The sequence below is a fragment of the Microbacterium schleiferi genome (genome assembly GCF_038150145.1).
GTDB lineage: Bacteria > Actinomycetota > Actinomycetes > Actinomycetales > Microbacteriaceae > Microbacterium > Microbacterium schleiferi_B.
In genome coordinates this window covers 98,889-124,201 of record NZ_JBBWSA010000007.1, presented here as the reverse complement: position 1 = coordinate 124,201, position 25,313 = coordinate 98,889, and the positions used below count along the sequence as shown (strand labels likewise).

Sequence of the window (25,313 nt, the reverse complement as noted above, 5' to 3'; positions counted from 1 at the left end):
TCCGAACCAGCGTCAATGGACAGGATGGAGACATGCCTCCCGTAGCCGTCTCCTCGAGATACCTCTTGCACCCCACTCCCCTCGGAGACGTGCTGATCGTCAGCACGCCCGACGCAGTCATCTCGTGCCACCCCGTCTACGACAATCCGGGGGATGAGCTCGCGGCCCTGACGGTGGCGCTTCGGGCCGAGCCGAGCCCCGGAACCACGGATGCCGCACTGCAGCTTGCCGCGCAACTCGACGAGTACTTCGCTGGCGATCGGACGGCGTTCGAGGTGCCACTCGACTGGGCACTCGTGCGCGGCTTCACGCGCGATGCGCTCGAGGCTGTGGCGCGAATCCCATTCGGCGAGACTGCCGGCTACGGCGAGGTCGCTGTCATGGCTGGGCACGCGCGGGCTGCGCGGGCGGTCGGCACGGCATGCGCGACGACACCGTTCTCGATCGTCGTTCCGGTTCACCGCGTCATCCGCGCCGACGGGTCGATCGGAGAGTACGGCGGCCACCCCGAAACAAAGCGGTTCCTCCTCGACCTCGAATCCCACGTGCTCGAGCGAGAACAAGCCGGCCGCGCCGTGTAGGCCGGCGCGACCGGCGGGATCCCCGGGTTCGACCGGGGATCCCGCACTGCGCACCGACGAAACACCGGTGGTAGCCTCATCGCTACTGAATTCGGCGACAGTGACGTCCTGGACCGACGCGGTCGTCCCGACACGAGGCGGTCGATGTGGCCCTGCGATTCTCATCCGAGACGGAGCAGAAGTTACTCGCGCGCGCAGTCGACAGTCTTCCCCGCGTCACGAAGTTCCCTGTCGCCTTCGGCGGGCTAACAACCGACGGACTCCTGCCGGTCACCGCGACGGCCGGGACGCGAACTCGATCGCTTGCCGGACTCGTCGTCCAGCCCGAACGGGGCCTCGGCGGCCGGTCGCTCGTCGAAAAGCGCGCGCGGCTCGCGATCGACTATCGCACCGCACGGGGTATTACTCACGACTATGATCGTGCGGTTCTCGGCGAGGGAATCTCTACGCTGTTCGCGGTTCCCGTGATGGTCGATGGTCAGGCGCGCGGAGTTCTTTATTGCGGCTCGTGGGCAGAATCCGCCGTGGGCGAGGTCGTGGCGCGCGCAGCATTCTCTGTTGCCGACTCTCTCGCCACCGAACTGCGGGTGAGAAGCGAAATCGATCGCCGTCTATCGAGCTTTGCGACACCTGCATCCACGGATATCGGCAGTGCCGCGCGCGAAGAGTTGCGAGAGAGCTACGCCGAAATACGGAGTATTGCCGCCTCGATTTCGGATGAATCGGTGAAACGTCGACTCCAGGCCATCGAGCGCCGACTTGCCGCATTGAGCGGTGACGGTTCAGCCACCACTCTGGACGTGCGCCTTTCTCCTCGAGAGGTCGATGTCCTTGCGAGCGTCGCCCTGGGCGCGACGAATGCGGAAGTGGCGGCATCCCTCGGACTCCGAGAAGGAACGGTCAAGTCCTATCTTCAGTCGGCGATGTCGAAACTGGATGTCTCCACCCGCCATGCAGCTGTGACAAAGGCACGACGCGCGGGAATTCTGCCGTAATTCGGGGTCCGGTCGCGAAAGAACGGAATTCACCCCGCGATGGACTTTATCTCCCGACTCAGGGATGCATTCGCAATACACTCGACATATGGCACGCAAAATCGTTCATCAACTCGTCGATGATCTCGACGGAACCGTTCTGGAGATCGGCGAAGGAGAAACATTGACGTTCTCCCTCGACGGCGTCGCATACGAGATCGATCTCACCGACGCGAATGCCGCAGCGTTGCGGGATTCGCTGGCGCCGTATGTCTCGGCCGGACGCCGAATCTCGGCGTCGCACAGCGCATCGGCGGCGGGACGCAAGCGCCGGCGTTCGGGCCAGCAGGACTACAGCGCCGTGCGCGCGTGGGCCAAGGAGAACGGGTACTCCGTCTCGGAGCGCGGACGAGTTCCGGCATCCGTTCTCGAGGCCTATAACGCCGCCAACTGAACCGGCGATGGAGCCTCAACCCGCTGCGTCCTCATCGCGCGTGGTCACCGTCGGCGGCCGTGCGATTGGCTATCGCGTATTCGGCGACACGAGCTCATCGCGAACCGTCATCAGCGCCCACGGCGGCCTGGTGAGCGGGTGGGATTCGTCAGCCTACGACGACATCGCCCGCGATCGCGGCATCCGGATCGTCTCACCCGACCGTCCCGGGGTCGGAATGAGCGATCGCGACCCGCAGCGGTCGATTCTGTCGTGGGGACAAGAGGATGTCGGCGCCGTTCTCGACGACGTCGGCGCGGCCGATGCCGTCGCGCTGGGCTGGTCAGCCGGCGGGCAGTACGCGTTAGCGGCTGCTGTGGCGCAGCCCGACAGGATCCGGGGCGTCGTCGTGATCGCTGGCGCGCTGCCGCTCGACGACGCCGACACTCTCCGCGAGCTGGGCCGCATGGACCGGCGGCTCATCACCCTGTCGCGGCGCCTCCCCGCGACAGCCCGCAGCTACTTCCATGTGATGCGGCGGATGCTGCGCCGCAGACCCGAGCAGGTCGAACGCCTCTCAGAGAAGTCGCTGGGGCCTGCCGATGCGGCGATCATTCGCGCCCGCTCCGAGTGGTACACCGCCTGCATGCTCGAGGCAGTGGGGCAGATCGACGGCGCGGTCGACGAATATCGGGTCTTCGGTGCGCCGTGGGGCTTCGCGCTGGCCGATGTCACGGTGCCGGTCACGCTGATCCAAGGTGATGCAGACCAGCTCATCCGACCCAGCTGGGCATCCCGGATGGCGGCAGCGGTGCCCTCGGCAACGCTCGTGAGCTTTCCCGAGGCCGGACATTTCGTCGGCCTCGCCTATCCGGATGCCGTGATGACGGCCCTCGATCAGCACTTCGGATGATTTCCGAGACGATCATCCTGCGGCGATAAGGCCCTGGCTCTGAAGCACCCACGCCAGGTAGGGCGCGATGTGCTCCGCATACGGAACCGTCAGGTGCGTCTGGTCGTACTTGGTCGGCAGCGTCCCAGCGAACGCAGGGCAGATCCCTTCCCAGCAGCTGAACGGCAGCGCGTCGACGACGTGGTCACCGGATGCCGCCGCTGCAGCAACCGTCGCGTCCCACATCGCGATCCAGGTGTCGTCAACCGCGGACGCACACGCCGACGGCGACGACACCGGCGAATAGCAGGCACCGAGATTCACTCCCTGCGGCGGCGGCACCAGGTAAACGACACGGCCCGGCATCCCGTAGGTGGCAGCCTCGGACTGCGCAGCCGCGACGAGATCCTGCGCCGACAGATCCGTTCCGTCTGTCGAGCGTCCGAGGGTGAAGGCGTTCGACACGATAACGAGGGAGGGCTGATCAGCCGCGATCAGCTGCCGAACGACGTCCTTGCGTTCGGAGCATGCCGCCATGATTCCGTCGCCGTCGTTCTGCACGAGGACATCGGTGAAACGGCATCCGTACAGCCCCACCGTGGTCGCGGAGATCGTCCCGCCGCTGTTGTCGGCCAGCGACCGGAGTGCCGGGGCGTAAGCCATCGCCGTGGAGTCGCCAACGAGGTAGAGGTGGGTCGGCGCGTCAGCGCTCCCCCACGTGCACGCCGCCGGATCAGGCGTCACGGTCGGCGAGAAGCAGTCGTGCGCCGGGTTGGCGCCGGATGACTGCGCCATGACCTCGTCGAGGGAGGGATGAAGCTCGGGCCATGACGTCGCCGCGACTGCTGCGGCAAGCTCGGCCTGCAGCCGTGCTGTCGGGTCAGCCGCCGGCTGGGGCGGCGCGGGAGCAGAAAAAGCCGGCGGCTGAATAAGCGGGCCAGCACCGGAGGTCGAGTACACCCACGTCGCAGTTCCCAGCGCGACGGCGAGCAGACCCGCCGTAGCGAGGAAGATCTGTGCCCCGAATCGTTCACGCCACAGCCGACCGGGCGCTGCCTCGGGTGCGCTCACCGACTCGGCGTCGGCGGGCGAGGCAGGACCACGCACGAGCTGCTGCGGCGGGATTGCTGCAGGGCCGCCCGAGACAGCAGGCGTGTTCGGAGGAACTGAAAGCGCCGACGCAGGCATCGGCCGCCGACTGTCAGGGAAGTACCGGGTTCCCGGTGTCCATCCCGCCGGCCGAGTCGAGGCCACGCCACCGCTCGCCGGCGTGCCGTTCGCCGCCGCCGGCTGCAGCGCGGCCCGCTCGGATGCCGCCCGATCCGACGGGGCCGGCATCCGAGCCCCCAGCCACGGCGCGTATCGCAAGGGCTGCTCGACGATGAAATACGAGGCAAGGCTCAGCACGGCGATGGCCCCGAGCACGATCCAGATTCTCTGATCGGACTCAGAGAGCAGCACGGCGGCGAAAACGATGACGGGAAAGTGCCACAGGTAGAGCGAGTAGGACATGTCACCGACGAACACGCTCACGGAGTTGCTGAGCGGAAACAGGTGCCTCTGCCGTGGATCTCCCGCGACGCCACCGGCAAGCACAAGGCAGGTGGCGACAACCGGAAGCGCGGCCCACGGCGCGGGGAAGCCGGCAGCGGTGGGTTCGATGAACAGGACTGCCGTCACCGCACCGGCAAGCCCCAGCCATCCCATCACGATTCCGAGAGCTCGCGGGATTCGGGTAAGCACCGGAACCGCCGCAGCAAGCAGCGCCCCCGCCGCGAGTTCCCACGCCCGCGTCAGCGTCGAGAAGTAGGCGAGGGTGGGGTGCGCCTCGGTCTGCGTGAGCGCCCAGGCGAAGGATGCCGCGACAATCGCTCCCGCAGCGATTCCCACAACCACTCGTGCCGCAGCGCCTCGCCGTGCCGCAACGGGCACGAGCAGCACGAGGATGACAAGCAGCCCCGGCCATGCGAGGTAGAACTGCTCTTCCACCGACAGCGACCAGAAGTTCTGTAGGGGTGAGACGGCATCAGCGGCGTGGAAATAGTCGGTGCCCTGGGCGGCGAAGCGCCAGTTCGATACGAACAGCGCTGCGCTGATGGCATCCCACAGGGTCTGATCGGCCCGCACGGTGTTGAACAGCGCAAACGCAGCGCCGACGACCGCACCCAGGGTCACGAGCGCCGCGGGAAGGATGCGACGTGCACGGCGCGCGTAGAAGCCGCCCACGGAGACGCTGCCGTAACGGCGAATCTCGGAGAGCAGCATCCCGGTGATGAGAAAGCCCGAGATCACGAAGAAGATGTCGACACCGACGAATCCCCCAGCGGGCCACCCGACGGCGTGCGCGCCGAGCACCGCCAGGACGGCAAGCGCACGGAGGCCCTGAATGTCGCGGCGTGGGACTGTCTGAGGAGGGGAATCGGGAGTCATGGCGAAGCCGCCGACAATTGTATGGGAGCGTTTCCACTGCTCTGCGCGTGACCCCGGCCGCGCCGCCGCTTCAGCGCGAGTCTGGTGGGTTCGGCAGGGTGACCCGCACCCGAGCGCCGCCGAGCGGCGAGTCCTCGATGGCAATGCGTCCACCGTGGGCCTGCAGGATGCGGCGGCAGGTAGCAAGACCGAGTCCCAGCCCGTCGACCCCCTCCGCATTGCCGCGGTCCATCAGATCGAACACACGCTTGCGCAACTCGCGAGGCACTCCGGGCCCGTTGTCGTCGACGACGATGAGTGAACCCGAGGACGTTCGTGTTCCCGTCACCTCGACGTGCGGCCTCATGCCAGCTGCTGCCGCAAACTTCACCGCGTTCGCGACGATGTTCTGGATCACGACTCCGAGGAGCGTGCGATCAGCCCAGACCTCAAGATCGGCATCCACCGCGATCGTCGCTGACGACTCGGCGATCGGCACACGAAGATCCGCGATGACATCCGCGGTCAGCTCATCCAGCTGCACCGATTGAGGATGCGGCGCCGCCGATCCGCGCCGTGCGTACTCCAGCAGATCAGCGATCATGGCAGCCATCCGGTCAGCCGCGGACTCGGCGTGCGCGAGGGAGCGGGCGGCTTGTGGCGCCAAATCGATGTCGGGACTGTCGGACGCCAACTCCAGGTATCCGGTCAATGCGGTGAGCGGATTGCGAAGATCGTGGCTGATCTGCGCCGCAAACTGGGTGAGCATCTCGTTGGACGCAGTGAGCTCACGCGTCGCGCGCCGGAGTTCGAGGACCTCGATGACCTGCCCGGCGAGGATCTCGAGGGCGCGCTGGGCCTCGGGATCGAGGTCGCGGACGGTCTCGTCGAAGACACAGAGCGTCCCGATGATCGCACCGTCAGGCGTCACGAGCGGGCTCGACGCGTAGAAGCGCACGCTTGCGATCTCGCCCACGACGAACGGGTGCGCTCGGAATCGAGGATCCCGCCGGGCATCCGTGACCACGATGGGGGCTCGATCCGCGAGAACGGCGGCGCACATCGAGTCCTCGCGGGCGCAGACTGCCGGTTCGAGACCGAACGCGGCGACCTGGTGCTGAAAGCGATCATCGATGATGTTGATCACGGCCTTCGAGACTCCGCACAACATCGCCGCGAGACGTACGAGCCCCTGGAGCTCCGACGCGGGCGGGCAAGCGATGACGTCGTAACCGCTGATTGCCTCAATCCGGGCAGCCTCATCGACGATGGTCATCCGTCGCTCCTCTCACCCCGGTCCGGTTCAGGATACGTCGCCCGAGGTGCCCGACGGCCGGAGTCGCCGCTGTCGGCGCCGCTAACTCCGCAGAATTGCGCGGACTTCGCAGCATCCGGCACAACGGATGCGAACAAGCGGCGATTCTGCGGAGTTAGGGACGGTCAACGACTCCGCCCCGCGAGCTCGGCGCCGGCCACTGACATCCCGGCTGGCGACCCCTACGCGCGGAAGCGTGCGAGGAACTCCTTCGTGCGGGCTTCGCGCGGCGCCTCGAACACCTGGGCGGGCGTGCCCTCTTCGAGCACACGGCCCTCATCGAGAAACAGCACGCGATGGGCGACGTCGCGGGCGAAGGCCATCTCGTGGGTAGCCATGAGGATCGTCGCACCGTCTTCGGCCAGCTGACGGACCAGGCCGAGCACCTCGCCGACGAGCTCCGGGTCGAGGGCCGAGGTGATCTCGTCGAGTAGCAGTACCTCGGGGTCGGTAGCGATAGCGCGGGCCAGCGCCGCCCGCTGCTGCTGTCCACCCGAGAGACGGTCGGGATGCTCGTGCGCGAACGCTGCGAGCCCCACCCGGTCAAGCAGCACCTTCCCTCGTTCCTCGGCATCGCGCCGTGGCACCCGTCGCACAACCCGCGACGCGAGGGTGACGTTATCGAGCACGCTCAGGTGCGGGAACAGGTTGTACCCCTGAAAGACGGTGCCGAGCCGCGAGCGCACGCGGTCGGCATCCACGCGCGGATCGGAGATGTCGTCGTCACCGAGCAAGATGCGCCCGTCGTCGATGCTCTCGAGCAGGTTCAGACACCGCAACAGAGTGGACTTACCCGAGCCACTCGAGCCGATCACTGCGACGACCTCGTGGCGGGAGAGCTCGAGTGATACTCCCCGCAGCACGGGCTGATCGCCGAAGCTCTTCCACAGGCCCTCGGCCCGCAGCACGGCGCTCATAGGACGGATCCCGCCTGCTCGCGGCGCTGCAGTTTCGCGGTGTACCAATCCGCCACCCGGATCGTCGGGATGGCGAGCAGGACGAACAGGATGCCCGCCACGACGTACGGCGTGAAGTTGTACGTGAGTGAGACCTCCGAGCGGGCGGCGGCGATGGCATCCACAGCCCCGAGGATCGAGATCAATCCGACATCCTTCTGCATCGAGATGAAGTCGTTCATCAGGGGCGGTGTCATCTTGCGCAGAGCCTGCGGCAGCACGACATGCCGGAGCGTCTGCACGTGCCCGAGCCCAAGGGCGCGCGCGGCGAGGCGCTGCGACGGATGCACAGCCTCGATGCCGGCACGGATGACTTCAGCGACGTACGCCGAGTAGGTGAGGGTGACTGCCAGCACCGCGAGGATCACGGGCTCGATCCGCTCACCCACGACCGTCGGGATGCCGAACCCGACGAGGTAAAGCACGATGATGAACGGGAACCCGCGAAACAAGTCGGTGTAGCCGGCCGCGAGCACCCGCAGCGGAAAGAACACCGGTCCGCGCAGAGTACGCAGCACCGCGACCGTCAGCGCGACCACACTCACCGTGATCACCGACAGCCCCAGCACCTGAAGGTTCAGCAGGAACCCGTCCCACACCTTCGGGAGCGACTCGATTGCGATCCGCGGGTCGAAGAACGATTCCTGCACGGCAGCCCATCCGGGCGTCCGGATGACCGTCAACCAGACGATGGCGGCGAACACCACCGTCGAGGCGACCGCAAGCAGCACAGAGCGCTGCGACCGCCGGCGCCGATAGGCGCGGCGGTCGAGCTCGAGCGCGCTGGGCGGCGGTGGGCCGTCCGCGGTGGGGGCGGGAGTGGTCACTGCAGGATCGGAACGCCCTGCTCGGCATCCAGCCACTGGTCGGTGATCTGCTGCAGCGTGCCGTCGGCGCGCAGTTCGTCGATCGCTGCTGAGACGGATGCCGTCAGCGGCGAGTCCTTCGCCAGAACCACGCCCCACTCATCGGCGATTCCGCCGAGGGGCAGCTGGCCGACGATGAAGGAGTTCTCGATGTACTGCGACGTGGCAAGGAACGCTGTCGGAAGATCGATCACGAACGCGTCGATCTGCCCCGCCTTGAGGGCTGCGACGGCATCCTCGTTCGATGAGTACAGCTGTGTCGTCGTGTCGGGCTGCACTACCGCGTCGATCGTCTGCGCGCTGGTCGAGCCAGACATTGCGCCGAACACGAGGGACTTCAGCCCGTCGAGGTCGCTGACACCCTCTGCCGGCCCACCCTCCAGTGCGACAACAGCCTGCGCCGCCGAATAGTAGGGCGACGAGAAATCGACGGCCTGCTTGCGTTCGTCGGTGATCGTGTACTGCTGGATGTTGAAGTCGAAGTCCTTGGGACCGGGGGCGATCGCTGCCTCGAAGCTCGTGCGCACCCATTCGACGTCCTCGGCGGCGAAACCGAGCTTGTCGGCGATCGCGTAGGCGAGAGCGGCCTCGAATCCTTCACCCGAGGCCGGGTCGTCGCCAATGACGTACGGCTCGTAGGCGGTCTGCCCGGTTGCGATCGTGAGCTTGCCGGGCGTGACGTAGCCCGCATCGGCTGAGTCTGCCTGCTCGCTCGAACTCGAACAGCCGGCCAGGGCGAGCGCCGAGACTGCGACTGCTGCTGCGACGGCGAGGATGCGGGCGCGGGATGCGCCAAAGGGACGGGACACGGGGCCTCCAGGTGTGGGTCGGCGCACTGATGCTGTGATGCGCCGTTGTTCCATCATCCGTCGTTCCAAGGCTGCGGGACCAATTGCGCGGCGCTTTCTTACGACGCCGCGTCGACGCCGACCTAGTCGAAGTCGGCCGCGACGGCGTTGCGGTGGTATTCGAAGATCAGGCTCGTGCGGGTGGATGCCACGCTGTGGCGAGCCGAGAGGTGATCGACGACGAAGCGGCGCACCGCCGACGAATCCTCGACCGCGATGTGGACGAGGAAGTCGTCAGCACCGCCGAGAAAGAAGACCTGGATGACCTCAGGGATTCGCCGCACCTCTTGTGTGAAGGCGCGGATGCTCTCTTGGCGCGCACCGGGACGCAGTGTCACTCCGATGACAGCCTGCAGCCCGCGCCCGAGGGCACCCTGGTCGAGGGCAGCGTGAAAGCCTGTGATGACACCGCGGTCCACGAGAGCGCGAACACGCGTGTGCACGGTTGATGGCGCAAGGCCGATCGCATCGGCGAGGGCCGCGTTGGTCATCCGACCGTCGGCGGACAGCAGCGCAACGATGCGTTCGTCGATCGGGTCAAGCTCCGTACTCATTTCGAATATTCTTCGTCATAAGTGCTAGTCGACCAAGTTTTCTTCGTTGCGGTGTCACCAGAACCCCGCTATATGGCTCGATTTCTTCGATCTGAAACATTCCGAGCAGAAGATCGTGCGATTCTCTGTTCGACGGCGAGCTGTGTGGCCGCGCTCAAGGAAGAACGGAGAAGATCATGCGGATCGGCGTACCCACCGAGATCAAAAACAACGAGAACCGCGTCGCCATGACGCCGGCAGCAGTCGACGCCCTGGTACGTCGCGGTCACACCGTGACGGTTCAGCGTGGCGCGGGCCTGGGTAGTGCGTTCACGGATGATGCGTATCGCGCCGCCGGCGCGCAGATTGCCGACACGGCCGAAGAGACCTGGGGCGGCGCTGAGATGGTCGTCAAGGTCAAGGAGCCGATCGCCCCCGAGTACGGGCTGCTGCGCGACGATCTCACCCTCTTCACCTACCTGCACCTCGCAGCCGACCGGCCGCTGACTGACGCCCTGATGAACGCCGGCACAACAGCCGTCGCCTACGAGACCGTGCAGACGATAGACAAGGCACTCCCTCTTCTCGCCCCCATGAGCGAGGTCGCCGGCCGGCTCTCGATCACCGTGGGCGCGCAGGCCCTGATGAGCCCGTCGGGTGGACGGGGGATGCTGCTCGGCGGCGTGCCCGGCACCCCCAAGGCAAAGGTCGTTGTGATCGGCGGCGGTGTCGCTGGAGAGCACGCTACCGCGAATGCGCTGGGCCTCGGTGCGAACGTCACTGTCATCGACATCTCGCTGCCCAAGCTCCGCGCCCTCGAAGCGCGCTTCGGCGGCGCCGTCGAGACCCGCGCCTCGACCCGGTACGAGATCGCCGAACAGCTGGCCGATGCCGACCTCGTCATCGGCTCGGTGCTGATTCCCGGAGCCGCAGCCCCCAAGCTCGTCACCGACGAGATGGTCGCCGCCATGAAGCCCGGCTCGGTACTCGTTGACATCGCGATCGATCAGGGCGGATGCTTCGAAGGCTCACACCCGACGACCCACGACAACCCCACTTTTGCCGTGCACCAGTCGCTGTACTACTGCGTGGCGAACATGCCGGGGGCTGCACCCCACACCTCCACACGCGCGCTCGGCAACGCGACCCTCCCCTACATCGCGACGATCGCTGACCACGGCTGGGATGCGGCATCCGAGGCTGACCCGGCACTCGCGCGTGGACTCAACGTGCGGGGTGGCGTCGTGGTAAACGAGGGAGTGCGCGCCGCCTTCGGTATGTGATCCCTCCTGGGCCGGAATACCCTCCGGGGGTATCCTCGTTGTGGTCGAGAGTACGCCGACGACCCAAGGAGTGACGGCCATGAGCGGTTCGCACGAGCACCACCACACGGCAGCGACAGGGCGCGTCGAACACGATGAGCGCGCAGAGCACGAGAGTCGCGCGGGCCACGGATCGCACGGCGGTCATGGTGGACACGCGGGGCATGGCGATCACGTCGCGCAGTTCCGTCGCCTCTTCTGGATCAACCTCGTCATAGCGATTCCGGTCGTCGCCTCATCGCCCATGTTCGCGATGATCCTCGGCTACGCGGTGCCGGACTGGGCGCTGGTCGTCGCGCCCGTCCTGGGAACCGTCATGTACGCCTGGGGCGGCTGGCCGTTCCTCAGCGGAGCGATCTCGGAACTGCGCTCGCGCACGCCGGGGATGATGCTCCTGATCGGACTGGCCATCACGGTCGCCTTCTTCGCCTCCTGGGGCGCGACTCTCGGCGTCCTGGACCATGCCCTCGAGTTCTGGTGGGAGCTGGCGCTCCTCATCGTGATCATGCTGCTCGGCCACTGGATCGAGATGCGCTCACTTGCGCAGACCACGTCAGCACTCGACTCACTCGCCGCGCTCCTCCCCGACGAGGCAGAACGCGTGGAGGGAGACCAGATCGTCACCGTCTCCCCCGCCGATCTGCGCCTGGGTGATGTCGTCGTGGTGCGACCCGGCTCGAACGTTCCGGCAGACGGAAAGGTCATCGATGGCCGTGCTGACATGGACGAGTCGATGGTCACCGGAGAGTCCCGACCTGTCTCTCGCGGCGTCGGCGACACCGTCACCGCCGGTACCGTGGCCGTCGACTCCGGTCTTCGCATCGAGGTCACCGCGACAGGCGACGACACGGCACTGGCCGGCATCCAGCGCCTTGTTGCGGAGGCTCAAAACTCGACATCCCGCGCGCAGCGGCTCGCCGATCGCGCCGCGGCCCTGCTGTTCTGGTTCGCGCTCGGCTCTGCCGTCATCACCGCCGTGGTCTGGACACTCATCGGCGACGCCGACTCAGCGGTGATCAGGTCGATCACCGTGCTCGTGATCGCCTGCCCACACGCGCTGGGCCTCGCGATTCCGCTCGTGGTATCGATTGCGACCGAGCGGGCCGCGCGGGCCGGCGTCCTCGTGAAGGATCGGCTGGCGCTGGAGAGCATGCGTACCGTCGACACCGTGATGTTCGACAAGACCGGCACGCTCACCGAAGGCGCCCCTGCTGTGACGGCGATTGAGACCGCGGGCGCGTGGCACGACGACGACGTGCTCGCACTGGCGGCCGCTGCCGAGAACGCGAGCGAGCACCCGCTGGCCGCGGCGATCATGCGCGCGGCGGCCGACCGCGGCATCCGTGTCCCCCAGGCTACCGACTTCTCGTCCTCCCCCGCCGTCGGCGTCACTGCCACGGTCGACGGACACGAGATCCGCGTCGGCGGGCCCCGGATGCTGGAGCAGCTGGGCGCCGATGAGGTCGGCGCCGCGGCATCCTGGCGAGACAAGGGGGCCATCATCCTGCACGTCGCGCGTGACGGGCAGGTGATCGGCGGGCTGGCACTGGCTGACCGCGTGCGACAGGAATCTCGCGAGGCCGTTGATGCGTTGCACGCCCTCGGCATCGACGTCGTGATGATCACCGGCGATGCTCAGAGCGTTGCCACCACCGTCGGCGACGAGCTCGGGATCGACCGCGTCTTCGCGCAGGTGCGCCCCGAAGACAAGGCCGACGCGGTGCGCGAACTCCAGCGCGAGGGCAAGCGCGTCGCCATGGTTGGCGACGGCGTCAACGATGCTCCGGCTCTCGCACAGGCCGACGTCGGCATCGCCATCGGTGCGGGAACGGATGTCGCGATCGCGTCGGCCGGGGTGATCCTCGCGACCTCTGACCCACGCTCCGTGCTGTCGGTGATCGAGCTGTCGCGCCGCACCTACCGGAAGATGACGCAGAACCTGTGGTGGGCGGGTGGCTACAACCTCATCTCGGTTCCACTGGCCGCCGGCATCCTGGCCCCGATCGGTTTCGTCCTGCCCATGTCAGTCGGTGCGATCCTGATGTCGCTGTCCACCGTCGTCGTCGCTCTCAATGCCCAGCTTCTACGACGCATCGACCTCGATCCCGCTTCCGCTGTTCGCGCTGCACTGCGTCGGTAGCCGCGGGTGGGTATCAGCGCAGTGCGCGCTGATACCGCCTGCGGGCGATCAGCTGCGCCACCCGCAGCACGGGGTACGCGAAACGCCAGATGCCGCGGCTCGCGGGCGCTGTGAGTGACCGGATGCTGAGGTAGACGGCCTGACCCTCGCGGTAGACGATGAACGCCTCCTCGCCACGAACCGGATGACCCGGCAGAGCCACATACGAGAAGCCGACCCGATCGGGTTCACGAATCACGTGACGCACCTCGACAGGCTCACGAACCGAGACGGGTCCGAGTCGCGCCGTGATCTGCAGCCGCTCCCCGGGGATCACCTCGCGCGGATCGGGCACGCGGAATCCGCTGCGGGTCTTCACACCCCAGCGGAGCACCTCGCGGCGAGCCGCCTCCCAGACCTCCTCGCCCTGCCCGATGAGGGTCGTGCTCTCGGCAGCGCGGTACGGGTAGGACTCGCCCGGCTCCCAGGCGGCAGCACCGGGATCGGTCGTCGGGCCGAGGCCGAGCCGGTCGAGCAGATGCGCGTTGCGCACACGGATGAGTCGCCGCAGGTAGGGCACAAGCACAGCACGTTCGGCGAGGATGCCGAAAATCGGCGAAACGAGATCGATGGTGTCGGTCATGATCGTCACACCGGTGACGTCATCGAAACGATGCTCGTGACGAAACGAGCGGAAAGGCCCACGCACCTGTTCGTCAACGAACCGCGTTGGCCGGTCGAGCGCCGTGATCCGCGAGGTCATCGTGAACCAGACGCCGAAGTGGCGGGCTCGCCACGTGACCTCCTGACCGAGGCCGATGTGGCCTGAGAGGACGCCCGAGATCGCCCGCTCGCCGGATCGCTCCATCGAGGCGACATGGGCATCGATGTCGAGCGAGACATCGAAAAGCTCCTCCGCGACCACGGCGGCGCGCGTACGCACGACGAAACGACTGGCCACGGTTCGATCATGCCTGAGGGACGTGCCGCGCAGCCCCGGGCTGGACATCCACACGCCTGCGAGGATGGGGGAATGACGTGGACGGATCGGCTGGGTGAGTTCGGAATCTGGCGACGCAGCACCGAGATCGACGAAACACTGGCCGTGGAGATCGAGCGGCTCGGGTACGGCACGATCTGGCTCGGCGGCTCTCCTGCCGCCGATCTCCTTGAAGCGGAGCGACTGCTCGACACCACCGAGTCGATCGTGCTGGCCACCGGCATCGTGAACATCTGGATGTCGGATGCCACCGAACTCGCCGAGTCGTATCATCGCATCGTCGCGCGGCATCCCGGCCGGCTCCTGCTCGGTATCGGCTCAGGTCACCGTGAACGCCAGCACGAACGCGCCCGGCCGCTGGAGGCGATGAGCAGCTATCTCGACCTGCTGGATGCCGAGGGCGTGCCTCGGGAAGACCGGCTACTCTCCGCGCTCGGGCCCCGGATGCTCGAACTCGCCCGCACCCGCAGTGCGGGGACGCATCCCTACCTCACCCTGCCCGCGCAGACCGCCGAAGCCCGCGAGACGCTGGGGGACGGGGTCCTTGTCGCGCCGGAGCAAACCGTCGTACTCGATACCGACCCGGTGTCCGCACGCAAGGCCGCACGCGCGTTCCTCACGCCGTATCTCGGCCTGAACAACTACACCAACACCATGAAGCGAGGCGGGTTCAGCGATGATGACGTTCAGGGATCGGGATCCGACGACCTGGTAGATCGCATTGTGGTCCATGGAGACGCCGCGACCCTTCTCGATGGGCTCCGCGCTCATCTGGATGCCGGTGCCGACCACGTCTGCGTCCAGGGTGTGCCGAGCGACTCAGCGCTCGAGGTGTATCGCGCTGTGGCACCGAACCGGGGTGCGGTCACGCGCTCCTGAGCGGGCTGGCAGCATCGTCGCTGGCTCCAGCTACATTCCGGCGCGGCTCACAGGGGTGCTCGCGCCTCAACCCGCGACCGTAGGCCGCGCCCAGCAGGCCCGCGGCGACGAACGTGCCGGCGGAGACCCCGAGGCTTGCCAGGCTGGCGGAGATCATCGCGCCGATCGCGAGACCCAACATCCACCCGGTACCCGAGAGGCGGGCGAGCAGAGCGACTAGCCCGAAGACCAGTCCTGCCGCCGCCACGGCTGCGGCGGGCCCCACGGCGAGATACCAGTAGTGGAGCGAGTCGATGCCGGGCGGCGTTGACGACACAAGCGCACCCGAGGCGTACCACGTCCATCCGAGGACCCACGCGACGCTCGCCACGGCGAGAAGAGCGAGCACGAGCCGAGCCAGAACGTCTCGAACGACCAGGTGTGCGATCACGGCGCCGACGACGGCGAACACAAGGGGACCGCAGATCAGGATGATTCCGGGAATCAGGTAGCTGATGCCGTCCGCGCACACCCACGACCCGTTCGCCTCGACCTGAGAAACGCCAGACTCGACGTAGATGCCGCACTGCACATGCAGCTGGGCTCGGAGCAGGAATATCGAGCTCGCGCCGCCGATGGGAAGGAGCATGGCTGCTCCCAGCGGCCACAGCGCGATACCGCTGGGAATGTGATCGCGCCGCGCCGGCTGAGGCAAGGTCGGAGCCCGCCATTCGGCGACAAGCGCTAGACCGAGTGCGACGATCGCCGCGACGACCCCCGCGAGCGCGGCGATCCACAGCACCCCCCGAAGAAACAGCATCCACAGCAGCGCCAGCGACACCATCGCCGTGGCGACGGATGCGGTCAGCGTCACGGCGGCGACGCGAACGTGGGGCGACGGTGACACGTAGGTGTTCATCCCAGCCAAGACCGCCAAGCTCAGCCCGGCGGCGATCGCGGCCGCCGCGGCGCCAGCGACGCCGAAGGTCAGCGCAACACCCCACGGTGCCGCTGACCCCACGATCTGAACGACCATCAGGCCAAGCGCCGCACCCACGACAGTGCCGACGATGAGTGCTGGCCACGTCGCGCGCGAGTACGCCGACCGCAGCCTCTCGGCATTCGTAGCCATAGCATCCCGCCTTCTCCCGCACCGAGTTCCGTGGACCTCGGTCGAGCAGCTAAGCTACTATCGTTTTTCGATAGATTGCAACCGATAAACGATAGGAAGACGCGGATGCGGAACGTGGTGATTGTGGCGACCAAAGCCCTGATCGTGGCGTTGTTCGCCGCGATCGTGTTCGTGCAGGTGGCTTACGTTCCCGCCAACGCCAGGAGCTTCGCACAGGCCGCGCCCGAGTTTGCAGCCCTCGAGCTTCCCGGCATCCTCTTGGTTGACGCGCTCCTGCTGTGCGGTCAGGTCGTGCTGGTCTGCGTGTGGGCGCTTCTGTCGCTCGCTGCGGAGGACCGTATCTTCGACAACGCCGCGTTTCGGTGGGTCGACATCATCATCGGCAGTATTGTCGTCGCCGGCTTGCTGATCGTCGCCGGCCTCGTTGTGCTCGATGCAGCGAGCGCTGGTGGGCCTTTCACGGCGCTCGCTGGACTGATCTCACTCATCTGTGCCGCGGGTCTTGCCCTCGTGGTTGTCGTGATGCGCGGCCTACTTCGCCAGGCCACGCAACTGCGCCAGGACCTGTCTGAGGTCGTCTGATGGCCATCGTGATCGATCTCGACGTCCAACTCGCGAAGAAGAAGATGAGCGTTTCGGAGCTCGCCTCCGCCATCGACATCACCCCCGTCAACGTGTCGGTCCTCAAGAACGGTCGAGCCAAGGCCGTGCGCTTTTCCACACTCGATGCCATTTGCCGCGTGCTGGAGTGCCAACCCGGCGACATCCTGCGGTGGGAACCCGACGAGGCCGGCGTCAGCGGCGGCGAGTGAGCGGGTGAGCACCACCTCGGGCGTCGCTACGCGGGCGATCAAAGCGCTCGCGATCCTTACTCTCGTCGTCGGCACAATTGTGCTGTGCGGAGCCACCGTTCTGTTCGTGATGCTGAGCGGCGACGTCGGCTACGACAAACCGGTGACAGCGGCCGGGTGGCTGGAAGAGATCGCCGAAGCCGCGTCAGCCAGGAGCTCAGCGTCAGCGATCCTCAGCGTCCCCCTGATCGTGGTGTGCGCCATCATCGCCATCGCCGCGTGGAGACGATCCGTTGACTGGTTGGCAGCCGGCCTGGTGTGCGGTGTGCTCCTCTCGGGCTCGCTCGTGCTCGTCGCGTGGGGAGACGACAATGTCGACAGGCTCACCGAGATGGCCGCATCCGCGATCGGCAACACTGCCGCGATCCTGCCGCCGGGAGGCACGACGCCAGCACCGGATCCCCTGACTGTCACGCAGGCGCGAGACGAGATCACGCGGATGCTTCACGCCACGATCGAGGCGAGCACGCGGCCCCTTCGGACACCGGAGGACGTCCCCGTTACAGTCCACCAAACGCCTGTCTCGGCAGTTCCCTGCGGCGAGGTCGGATCTCGACTGACCGTTGACCTGGCGTTCCGCACGGGTGACAATGCCGCCTCGGCGACCCGCATCCTGGCAGCCTGGGACCGCGCTGGCTATCTGCCCGACCGTGCGATGCAGGAGGACATTCGCTACAGCACTGAGCTGCCCATCGAGCGGATGAGCATCCGTGACAGCACGTCGGTCGACGGGATGCTTCACCTCAGGCTCGAGACCGCGTGCGCCGTCGAAGCTACGCGGTGAAGCTCTTGCCGGGCCAGTAGGCCCACTCGACGAAATGCTCGGCTCGCCCGTCGGGCGCGAAGTCGAGCTCCCAGAGGTCGAGGTACTCCTGCTCAGGGTCGCGATACGTGACCCGCACGCGCACGACAGCGTGAGAGCCATCAACCGTCACCGACTGGATCTCCATCTCGAACGGTTGCGGATCGTTCCAGAAATCCTCGATCGCTTCGTGCCCGACGAGCGGTTTTTCGTATGGTGACGTGAGGTAATGCGCGTCCTCGGTGAAAAGATCGCGCACCGCTGGCGCATCGCACTCACGCCAGGCTCGCTCATACTCCTTAACCCAGCGCCCGACGGCATCCGTATCCATGGCTGCCACCTTCGCACACGGCGATCGTTACGGAAAGTGCCCCTGGAGAGACTCGAACTCCCAACCGTTTCCTTAGGACGGAACTGCTCTTCCATTGAGCTACAGAGGCTGGCTGCTCCAGTCTAGGCGGCGTCGCTGACCCGACCGAGCCGATCAACGTCCCAACGTGGGAATCCCCTGGGTATGGCGCTTGTGAGGTTGCGAGCGTTGCCAACTCTCGGAATCGTGGCTGGCCCAGAGACCGCAACGGAAGGAGAGCACCCATGCTCACCATGACCGACACCGCCGCTGAGGCCGTCAAGACGATCGTCGCCCGCGTGCCGCAGGCAGCTGACGGCGGTCTGCGCATCCGGGATGCTGGCGCCGAGACCGGCTTCGAGCTCAGCGTGGCACCCGCACCCGAGCCTGACGACACCGTCGTTGTGACCGAGGGCGCTCGCGTGTTCCTCGACACCGCAGCGTCGCTTGCGCTCAATGATCGCGTCCTGGACGCGCAGCTCGAGCAGGACGGCACCGTCCGCTTCGCGCTCGCCGCACAGGGCTGATCCCCCAGCGATATAGCGGCCCCCGATGACTTCGGTCGTCGGGGGCCGTCTTGGCGGATGGCAAGCGGTCCAATCGGCGGATGCTGGCTCGCGGCGCGACCACGAGACCGTGTGTTTTCGCGGATCGCGTGCACGACCGGCCACGCGCGGCAGGGTGGCCGTGGGGTGCGGCATCCGTGACGGGGTGACATGGAGGCGGAAGGGAGCCACCGTGTCCGTCATCATCCTTGTTCTGTTCATCGCGGCGATCACCACGAGCGTGATCGCTCTCGCGCGCTCGGTCATTCGCGACGGCCACGGACGGCGCCCCGAGGTCGGTTCCTACGACTCGCGACGCCCGACTTTGTGATCACACAGAGACCAACTTCGCGCACAACCGAAGCATCACGGGTCGTCGCGGATCCGGACCACCACCTTGCCAAGCGCGCGACCGTTGCCATGATGCTCGAGCGCTTCCCGCGTGTGGACGAGGTTGTACTCGGCGTCGATCGGCACCTGGATCTCGCCGGCGGCGCACCGGGCTGCGAGCGGCTCGAACCGCGCAGGCCCAGTCGGCACGGCGAGCGCGCCCAGCCGAGTCCCACTGACAAGACCGACAAGCGCGCCGACGGTCAGCATCCGTATCAACACACGGGTCGTGCCGCCGACGACAAAGCATCGCCCGCCCGGGGCCAGCGCCCGTCGGTAGGCGAACACCGATCGGTACGCGACGAGGTCGATAACGAGGTCGTAGGGCCCGGTGCGGGTGAAGTCCTGCTCGCGGTAGTCGATGGTCTCGTCGGCACCCATGAGCCTCATGAAGTCGAGCTTCCCGGCGTTGTCCACCCCGGTGACATGCATCCCGGCGGCTTTCGCGAGCTGAAGCAGGAACGCTCCCGACCCACCACCTGCTCCATTGACGAGCAGGCGGGAACCCGGGCGGGCCTTGGTCATCGCCTCGACGGCGATCTCCCCAGGCTGCGGGATCGCGGCGGCCTGGGCGAAGCTCAGCTGTGCCGGTTTTCGAGCGAGGGCTGACTCCGGAGCGACGGCATACTCGGCAAAGCCTCCCTTGCGTTCGAGGATGTCACCGTAGACCTCGTCGCCGACCGCGAACCGGGAGACGCCCCGACCGATGGCGACGACCATGCCTGCAATGTCCGAACCGAGGATGCGTCGCACGGGCCTGGTGAGCCCGCCGATGCGCGCGTAGAAGGGGTCGCCGCGCAGCGTCTCCCAGTCGCTCAGGTTGACGGAGGTCGCCACGAGCTGCACAAGCACCTCACCCGCGGCGGGCCGCGGCACGGGGACCTGCTCGACCCGGAGGTTCGAGGGCGGTCCGTACGCGTCATACACGACGGCACGCATGGTGGCAGGCAGCGCCTCGACGTGTTCGGGATCGCTCACGACGCCAGCTTAGGGAGATCAGTGGAAGTCTCGCGAGCGGTGCTGCACCCCGACACGCAGGTCCTCGAAGCGGTCGGCGAGCACGTTCGTCACCCCCTCGGGCGAGCGTTCCAGCATCCCCCGCACGATGAGCGCCGGAGCATCCCGCGCAACCCGCCGATAGCGGTTCCAGACCCCGACCGAGCAGATGACGTTGACGACACCGTGCTCGTCCTCGAGGTTCAGGAAGGTGATTCCGGATGCCGTCGCCGGCCGCTGCCGGTGGGTGACGAGTCCCGCGACCTCGATGCGGCGCCCGGTTTCGTGGCTGCGGATCTCCCGGGAAGTGAGCACTCCGCGTGCGTCGAGAGGCGCGCGATAGTGGGTGAGCGGGTGGTCGTCGGTCGAGATGCCGGTCGCCCACAAGTCGGCGGCGAGAATGTCGTAACTCGTCGGATCGGTGAAGAGGGGCGGCTGCACCGACACCAGCGAGTCAGGCAGGTACTCGGCGCGATCCTGAGCTGCGGCCCCTGCGAGCCACACCCCCTCGCGGCGCGAGATGCCCAGTGACTCGAACGCGCCAGCGGTCGACAGTGCCTCGAGCTGCACCTCGGTCACCCCCGTTCGGCGCACGAGATCACGCAGATCGCGGAACGGCCCGTGCGCATCCCGCTCGGCGACGATGCGCACGGCGGTCGGCTGCCCAACGCCCTTGACCCCCGCGAGCCCCAACCGCACCGCGAAGTTCCCATCGCGGCGGTGGGCTGCCGACTCATCCGGCGCATCACGATCGAACGGACCCACCGGCGGCTGGGTGCGGTGCGTGCAGGCATCCATGCCCGTGGGCGTCGGCATCCGTACGAGAGGGCATGGCGTTTCGGGAGGTTGTGACCGTTCGGGAGGTTCAATATTCCCCGCAGCATCCTCCCGAGCGTCCTGCCCCTCCCGGATGAGCGGAGGGACGGATGCCGGATCTGGCATCAACGGCTCGACCCCGGCCCACACTCCCGAGGCGTGTAGATCGGGGCGGCGCACCTCCACGCCGTGGCGGCGGGCATCCGAGACGAGGGTCGCCGGGGAGTAGAACCCCATCGGCTGCGCGCGCAGCAACCCGGCAAGAAACGCTGCCGGGTAGTGCAGCTTGATCCACGAGCTCGCGTACACGAGCAACCCGAAAGAGAGGGAGTGCGATTCGGCGAAGCCGAAGTTCGCGAAGGCCTGGATCTTGGCGTAGATCGCATCGGCTTCCTCACCGACAAGGCCGTTGCGCGCCATCCCCTCGTAGAGTTTCTCGCGCAGCGACTCGATACGCTCGAGCCCGCGCTTGGATCCCATCGCCCGGCGCAGCAGGTCGGCATCTTCGGGGGTGCACTCGCCGATCGCGACGGCCATCTGCATGAGCTGCTCCTGAAACACCGGCACCCCGAGCGTGCGTTCGAGTACCGGCTTGAGCTTCGGGTGAGCGTAGGTCACCGGCTCCTGCCCGAGCTTGCGTCGCACGAACGGATGCACCGCGCCGCCCTGAATCGGACCGGGACGGATGAGGGCGATCTCGATCACCAGGTCGTAGAACCGCCGCGGCTGCAGGCGCGGAAGAAGTCCCATCTGCGCGCGCGATTCGACCTGGAACACCCCGATCGAATCGGCCCGGCACAGCATGTCGTAGACCGCGGCTTCCTCCTTCGGCAGGGTCGACAGCTCCCAGTCCTCCCCCGTCGCCTCGCGGATCATGTCGAAGCAGTACTGCAGCGCCGCCAGCATCCCGAGGCCCAGCAGGTCGAATTTCACGAGACCCATCCAGGCTGCGTCGTCTTTGTCCCACTGGATGACGGTGCGGTTCTCCATGCGCGCGTGCTCGATCGGCACGACCTCGCCGACGGGCCGCTCGGTGAGCACCATCCCTCCCGAATGGATGCCGAGATGCCGAGGCGCCTTCATCAGCTCCCCCGCGTAGGCGATGACCTGACTCGGGATGTCGTGCTCGGGGCCGCTCTCCAAGGAGCTCCCCCACCTCTCCACCTGCTTGGACCAGGCATCCTGCTGACCCGGCGAGAAGCCGAGGGCCTTGGCCATGTCTCGCACGGCATTCTTGGGCCGGTACTGGATGACGTTCGCGACCTGCGCGGCGCGGTCCCGTCCATAGGTCGCGTAGACCCACTGGATGATCTCTTCGCGCCGGTCGGAGTCGAAGTCGACGTCGATGTCGGGCTCCTCATCGCGCAGGCTCGAGAGGAACCGCTCGAAGGGCAGGTCGTAGGCGATTGCGTCGACGGCGGTGATGTCGAGCAGGTAGCAGATGGCGCTGTTGGCCGCCGACCCCCGCCCCTGACACAGGATGCCGCGCCGCCGCGCCTCTTGCACGATGCCGTGCACGATGAGGAAGTAGCCGGGGAAGTCCTTCATCTCGATGACGCCGAGTTCCCGTTCGATGCGGTCACGGTCCTTCGGCGACAGATCGGGATACTTGCGGGGCGCCGCCTCCCAGACGAGGTGTCGCAGCCACGTCATCGGCGTGTGTCCCTCCGGAACCGGCAGCTTCGGCAGGGCGGGCTTGGCCCGGCGCAGCGGAAAGGCCAGCTCGTCGGCAAGGGTCACGGTGTTCGCCACCGCACCCGGATAGCGGCGAAAGCGCTCGGCCATCTCGGCACCGGAACGCAGGTGCGCTCCCGCGTGGGAGGGAAGCCACCCGTCGAGCTCGTCGAGTCCCCGGTTGGCGCGCACCGCGGCCACAGCAGCCGCAAGCTGCGCGCGCTCGGGAGCTGCGTAGTGCACATTGTTCGTCGCCAGCAGCGGCAGCCCCCGGTCTGCGGCAAGGGCGGCGAGGATGTCGTTGTCCCGCGTGTCCGAGGGGTTGCCGTGGTCAATCAGCTCGACGTGCACAGCGCCCGGTCCGAAGAGGGCCACGAGCTCGTCGAGGGCGGATGCCGCAGCATCCGGACCGCCCTCGGCCAGAGCGCGACGCACTGCTCCTTTGCGGCATCCGGTGAGGACCACCCATTCCGACCTGCCCCGCGCACCGGTGAGTCCGTCGAGGCGCTCCTCGCCGCGGGCAAACGCTGCGAGCTGTTCGAGCTCGTAGTGCGGGCGTCCCTTCTCGGCTCCCCGCAGTTGAGCGCGGGTCAGGGCCGAGGCCAGCCGGTGATACCCCTCCTCCCCCCGAGCCAGCACGAGCAGGTGGTCCCCGACCGGATCGGGCTCGCCGTTTTGGGGCTTCGGCAGCGCCAGCGAGAGCTCGGCACCGAACACGGTCTGCAGCTGCAGCTGTTCGGCAGCTTCGGCAAAACGGACGATGCCGTAGAACCCGTCGTGATCGGTGATCGCGAGCGCGTGCAGGCCGAGCCGCTCGGCCTCTTCGGCGAGGTCCTCGGGCGAGGAAGCCCCGTCGAGAAACGAGAACGAGGAGTGCGCATGAAGCTCGGCATACGGCACGGCCTGAGCGGGGCGCTGGATCGGCGGGGCGACATACGGCCCGCGCTTGTGCGACCACGCCGGGCTGTCACCCCCGTCCCCGGGTGGGGGTGTCGGCCTGCGTCGGTCACTGAGCAGCCGCTCCATCTCGGACCACGGCACCGAAGGATTGTTGAACCCCATCAGTCGTAGCGTCCTTCGGCATGCCACGCGCCCCGCTCGCACACCAGCAGCCACGCGGTCTGGTCGGCATCCACGATCTGGAACCGATGAGCCCGCCGGGCCCGCTTCTGATCCCACCCGCGCTCGATCACCGGCCACGGCCCCGCCCAGGCTGTCACCGCGCGGCGCCGACCCGTCTCGATCAGCAGCGTCGGGGTACCGGTGAGGTGCCCTCGCTCGTCGACCGAGACGGTGACCCCGGAAGCCGAGACCACCTCGACCGCGACCGGGTCGGCGAACACCGTGGCAGGCAGCGGATCGGGGAGACTGCCCGGCCAGGGTCGCGCCCGCTCAGCGGCCAGCGTGCGGTGATCTTTCGGCAGGCGATCACCCCACGGCACCCACACCTGCCGCTCGGCCAGCCACCGGCCCCCACCGATCGCCGGGGTCACGACCCCCCGGTGGCCGAGCATCGCCTGCACGCGAGACAGTGCGTGATGGACCCGCTCTTCGGGACCGGAACCGAAAATCGCCGGAGCGTGGTGGGATGCGGCATCCACCGCCTCGGGAGAGATCCGCACGAGTCCGACACCGGTAAGAAGGTCGGTTGCGTCTTCGGCGAGTTGCCAACGCACCCGGTCGACGATCGCGGCGGCATCGAACGACCCCGGATGCAGCCATACCCGCTCGCTGCGCTCGCCGCGCTCGCCGACCAGCTCGATGCGCACCTCGGTGCACACCAGGTCGATCGCCCCGAGACCCGCGATGAAGGCATCCGCGCTCTGGCGCACCCCGAACGCGACCTGCTCGGCAAGCTCGAGCGGCGGTTCGAAAGCGATCTCACGCGCGAGCTCGGGCGGCGGCTCACGGGGCTCGATCTGCCGCGAGTCGCTGCCTGCGGCCAGCGCCCGGAGTCTGACTCCTCGCTCACCCAGCCGCTCGTGCACACGCTCTTCGGGCATCGCGGCGAACGCGCCCAGGGTCTGGATGCCGAGGCGTGCGAGCAGGTCGACGATGCCGGATCCCGGGTCTGCATCAGCGAGCGCGGCGACCGACAGCGGGGCGAGAAACGCGGATGCCGCTCCCTCCGGCACGACGCGGATGGGATCAGCTGCCGTGGTCGCACTGCGTGCAGCCTGCTCGGCGGTGAACGGACCGTCGGCAACCCCGATGCGTACATCGACGAGGCTGAGTTCCCGCATCCGTTCGAGGAGGACCCGCGCCGCGGCAGGCTCCCCACCGTAGTAGCGGGCGGGGCCGCGGGCACGGATGGCACACAGCCCGGGGCGGATGATCTGCACCCCCGGCGTGCGTTCTTCGAGCTGAGCGACGACGGGCGTGAATGCGCGATGATCGCGTACCGGGTCGGACGACACGATCGCAAGGGCCGGGCAGCGTGCCTGCGCATCACGCCGACGCAATCCCCGGCGTACCCCGTCACGCCGTGCCGCGGCAGAACAGGCGACAACGAGATTCTTCTCGATCACGGCGATCGGGTCGGCAGGGTCGAGCGGATGCGGCCCGTCTCGGGTCAGGGCGACGACCGGCCAGTCCGGCATCCAGACCACGAGGCTTCGCGTCGGAGCCCGCAGGGATGAGTCGGCAGGCATG

24 protein-coding genes and 1 tRNA gene are annotated in these 25,313 nt (G+C 67.3%); 12 read left to right on the top strand and 13 right to left on the bottom strand.

Features of this window, described 5'->3' with window-relative positions:
* The first annotated feature begins 32 nt into the window (after nt 1-32).
* The 4 genes from AADH62_RS09780 to AADH62_RS09765 all read left to right on the top strand — a co-directional run bounded on the left by AADH62_RS09780 (nt 33) and on the right by AADH62_RS09765 (nt 2,901).
* The gene (locus tag AADH62_RS09780) at nt 33-581 is read left to right on the top strand and encodes a methylated-DNA--[protein]-cysteine S-methyltransferase (protein ID WP_331792165.1); all 549 of its coding nucleotides are present in this window, start codon (nt 33-35) and stop codon (nt 579-581) included.
* A 146-nt stretch (nt 582-727) separates the two neighbouring features.
* Nucleotides 728-1,576, top strand: a complete 849-nt coding sequence (locus tag AADH62_RS09775) for a LuxR C-terminal-related transcriptional regulator (RefSeq protein WP_341579324.1) — start codon at nt 728-730, stop codon at nt 1,574-1,576.
* Between the two features lie 88 nt (nt 1,577-1,664).
* Entirely contained in the window at nt 1,665-2,009 is a 345-nt protein-coding gene (locus AADH62_RS09770) for a histone-like nucleoid-structuring protein Lsr2 (RefSeq protein WP_292709046.1), read from the top strand.
* Between the two features lie 40 nt (nt 2,010-2,049).
* Nucleotides 2,050-2,901 (top strand): alpha/beta fold hydrolase, encoded by an 852-nt coding sequence (locus AADH62_RS09765; RefSeq protein WP_341579323.1) that lies wholly within the window; start codon nt 2,050-2,052, stop codon nt 2,899-2,901.
* Between the two features lie 12 nt (nt 2,902-2,913).
* On the opposite strand, the gene AADH62_RS09760 is transcribed toward AADH62_RS09765, so the two are convergent.
* From AADH62_RS09760 to AADH62_RS09735, 6 genes are all read right to left on the bottom strand, one after another.
* On the bottom strand, nt 2,914-5,310 hold the full coding sequence (locus AADH62_RS09760; protein ID WP_341579322.1) for an acyltransferase family protein: 2,397 nt from the start codon (nt 5,308-5,310) through the stop codon (nt 2,914-2,916).
* Nucleotides 5,311-5,380: 70 nt separating this feature from the next.
* Entirely contained in the window at nt 5,381-6,565 is a 1,185-nt protein-coding gene (locus AADH62_RS09755; RefSeq protein WP_341579321.1) for a GAF domain-containing sensor histidine kinase, read from the bottom strand.
* Between the two features lie 221 nt (nt 6,566-6,786).
* On the bottom strand, nt 6,787-7,521 hold the full coding sequence (locus AADH62_RS09750; RefSeq protein ID WP_341579320.1) for an amino acid ABC transporter ATP-binding protein: 735 nt from the start codon (nt 7,519-7,521) through the stop codon (nt 6,787-6,789).
* A complete protein-coding gene (locus AADH62_RS09745; RefSeq protein WP_292709054.1) occupies nt 7,518-8,387 on the bottom strand; it encodes an amino acid ABC transporter permease in 870 nt (289 codons plus the stop codon). The genes AADH62_RS09750 and AADH62_RS09745 overlap by 4 nt, the downstream gene beginning before the upstream one ends.
* Nucleotides 8,384-9,235 carry a transporter substrate-binding domain-containing protein gene (locus tag AADH62_RS09740; RefSeq protein WP_292709055.1) on the bottom strand — a complete coding sequence of 284 codons (852 nt, stop codon included), beginning with the start codon at nt 9,233-9,235 and terminating at the stop codon, nt 8,384-8,386. The genes AADH62_RS09745 and AADH62_RS09740 overlap by 4 nt, the downstream gene beginning before the upstream one ends.
* A gap of 122 nt (nt 9,236-9,357) precedes the next feature.
* Nucleotides 9,358-9,828, bottom strand: coding sequence for an Lrp/AsnC family transcriptional regulator (locus AADH62_RS09735; protein ID WP_292709057.1), 471 nt, complete (start codon nt 9,826-9,828; stop codon nt 9,358-9,360).
* A 176-nt stretch (nt 9,829-10,004) separates the two neighbouring features.
* On the opposite strand from AADH62_RS09735, the gene ald reads away from it, so the two are divergent.
* Nucleotides 10,005-11,090 (top strand): alanine dehydrogenase, encoded by a 1,086-nt coding sequence (gene ald / locus AADH62_RS09730; protein WP_292709059.1) that lies wholly within the window; start codon nt 10,005-10,007, stop codon nt 11,088-11,090.
* 79 nt (nt 11,091-11,169) lie between these two features.
* Nucleotides 11,170-13,269 carry a heavy metal translocating P-type ATPase gene (locus AADH62_RS09725; RefSeq protein WP_331792170.1) on the top strand — a complete coding sequence of 700 codons (2,100 nt, stop codon included), beginning with the start codon at nt 11,170-11,172 and terminating at the stop codon, nt 13,267-13,269.
* Between the two features lie 13 nt (nt 13,270-13,282).
* Here AADH62_RS09725 and AADH62_RS09720 read toward each other — a convergent pair whose 3' ends face one another.
* Nucleotides 13,283-14,209, bottom strand: a complete 927-nt coding sequence (locus tag AADH62_RS09720) for a DUF1990 family protein (RefSeq protein ID WP_341579319.1) — start codon at nt 14,207-14,209, stop codon at nt 13,283-13,285.
* Between the two features lie 72 nt (nt 14,210-14,281).
* Here AADH62_RS09720 and AADH62_RS09715 point away from each other — a divergent pair, with 72 nt between their 5' ends.
* Nucleotides 14,282-15,127 carry an LLM class F420-dependent oxidoreductase gene (locus AADH62_RS09715; RefSeq protein WP_331792172.1) on the top strand — a complete coding sequence of 282 codons (846 nt, stop codon included), beginning with the start codon at nt 14,282-14,284 and terminating at the stop codon, nt 15,125-15,127.
* Here AADH62_RS09715 and AADH62_RS09710 read toward each other — a convergent pair.
* Nucleotides 15,114-16,238, bottom strand: a complete 1,125-nt coding sequence (locus AADH62_RS09710) for a hypothetical protein (RefSeq protein WP_341579318.1) — start codon at nt 16,236-16,238, stop codon at nt 15,114-15,116. The genes AADH62_RS09715 and AADH62_RS09710 overlap by 14 nt on opposite strands.
* 105 nt (nt 16,239-16,343) lie before the next feature.
* Here AADH62_RS09710 and AADH62_RS09705 point away from each other — a divergent pair, with 105 nt between their 5' ends.
* From AADH62_RS09705 to AADH62_RS09695, 3 genes are read left to right on the top strand one after another with little or no spacing between them, the layout of a single operon-like run.
* Nucleotides 16,344-16,820 carry a DUF2975 domain-containing protein gene (locus AADH62_RS09705; protein WP_331792174.1) on the top strand — a complete coding sequence of 159 codons (477 nt, stop codon included), beginning with the start codon at nt 16,344-16,346 and terminating at the stop codon, nt 16,818-16,820.
* Entirely contained in the window at nt 16,820-17,050 is a 231-nt protein-coding gene (locus AADH62_RS09700; protein ID WP_300590618.1) for a helix-turn-helix domain-containing protein, read from the top strand. The genes AADH62_RS09705 and AADH62_RS09700 overlap by 1 nt, the downstream gene beginning before the upstream one ends.
* A gap of 4 nt (nt 17,051-17,054) precedes the next feature.
* Nucleotides 17,055-17,873 (top strand): hypothetical protein, encoded by an 819-nt coding sequence (locus AADH62_RS09695; RefSeq protein WP_341579317.1) that lies wholly within the window; start codon nt 17,055-17,057, stop codon nt 17,871-17,873.
* Here the strand turns inward: AADH62_RS09695 and AADH62_RS09690 are convergent.
* Together AADH62_RS09690 and AADH62_RS09685 are read right to left on the bottom strand one after the other, a co-directional pair.
* The gene (locus AADH62_RS09690) at nt 17,863-18,222 is read right to left on the bottom strand and encodes a nuclear transport factor 2 family protein (RefSeq protein WP_292735547.1); all 360 of its coding nucleotides are present in this window, start codon (nt 18,220-18,222) and stop codon (nt 17,863-17,865) included. The genes AADH62_RS09695 and AADH62_RS09690 overlap by 11 nt on opposite strands.
* A 37-nt stretch (nt 18,223-18,259) precedes the next feature.
* Nucleotides 18,260-18,331: transfer RNA gene (locus AADH62_RS09685), tRNA-Arg, on the bottom strand.
* A gap of 154 nt (nt 18,332-18,485) precedes the next feature.
* On the opposite strand from AADH62_RS09685, the gene AADH62_RS09680 reads away from it, so the two are divergent.
* The gene (locus AADH62_RS09680) at nt 18,486-18,767 is read left to right on the top strand and encodes a Fe-S cluster assembly protein HesB (protein WP_195692006.1); all 282 of its coding nucleotides are present in this window, start codon (nt 18,486-18,488) and stop codon (nt 18,765-18,767) included.
* A gap of 211 nt (nt 18,768-18,978) precedes the next feature.
* The gene (locus AADH62_RS09675) at nt 18,979-19,116 is read left to right on the top strand and encodes a hypothetical protein (RefSeq protein ID WP_292735550.1); all 138 of its coding nucleotides are present in this window, start codon (nt 18,979-18,981) and stop codon (nt 19,114-19,116) included.
* Between the two features lie 35 nt (nt 19,117-19,151).
* Here AADH62_RS09675 and AADH62_RS09670 read toward each other — a convergent pair whose 3' ends face one another.
* Genes AADH62_RS09670 through AADH62_RS09660 form a run of 3 tightly spaced genes read right to left on the bottom strand, consistent with a single transcriptional unit; the run spans nt 19,152 to nt 25,312 of the window.
* Nucleotides 19,152-20,153, bottom strand: coding sequence for an NAD(P)-dependent alcohol dehydrogenase (locus AADH62_RS09670; RefSeq protein ID WP_292735552.1), 1,002 nt, complete (start codon nt 20,151-20,153; stop codon nt 19,152-19,154).
* A gap of 18 nt (nt 20,154-20,171) precedes the next feature.
* Complete coding sequence (locus AADH62_RS09665) at nt 20,172-23,723, bottom strand: error-prone DNA polymerase (RefSeq protein ID WP_341579316.1); 3,552 nt, start codon at nt 23,721-23,723, stop codon at nt 20,172-20,174.
* Complete coding sequence (locus tag AADH62_RS09660) at nt 23,723-25,312, bottom strand: DNA polymerase Y family protein (RefSeq protein ID WP_341579315.1); 1,590 nt, start codon at nt 25,310-25,312, stop codon at nt 23,723-23,725. Before AADH62_RS09660 ends, AADH62_RS09665 begins: the two co-directional genes overlap by 1 nt.
* Nucleotide 25,313: the final 1 nt, after the last annotated feature.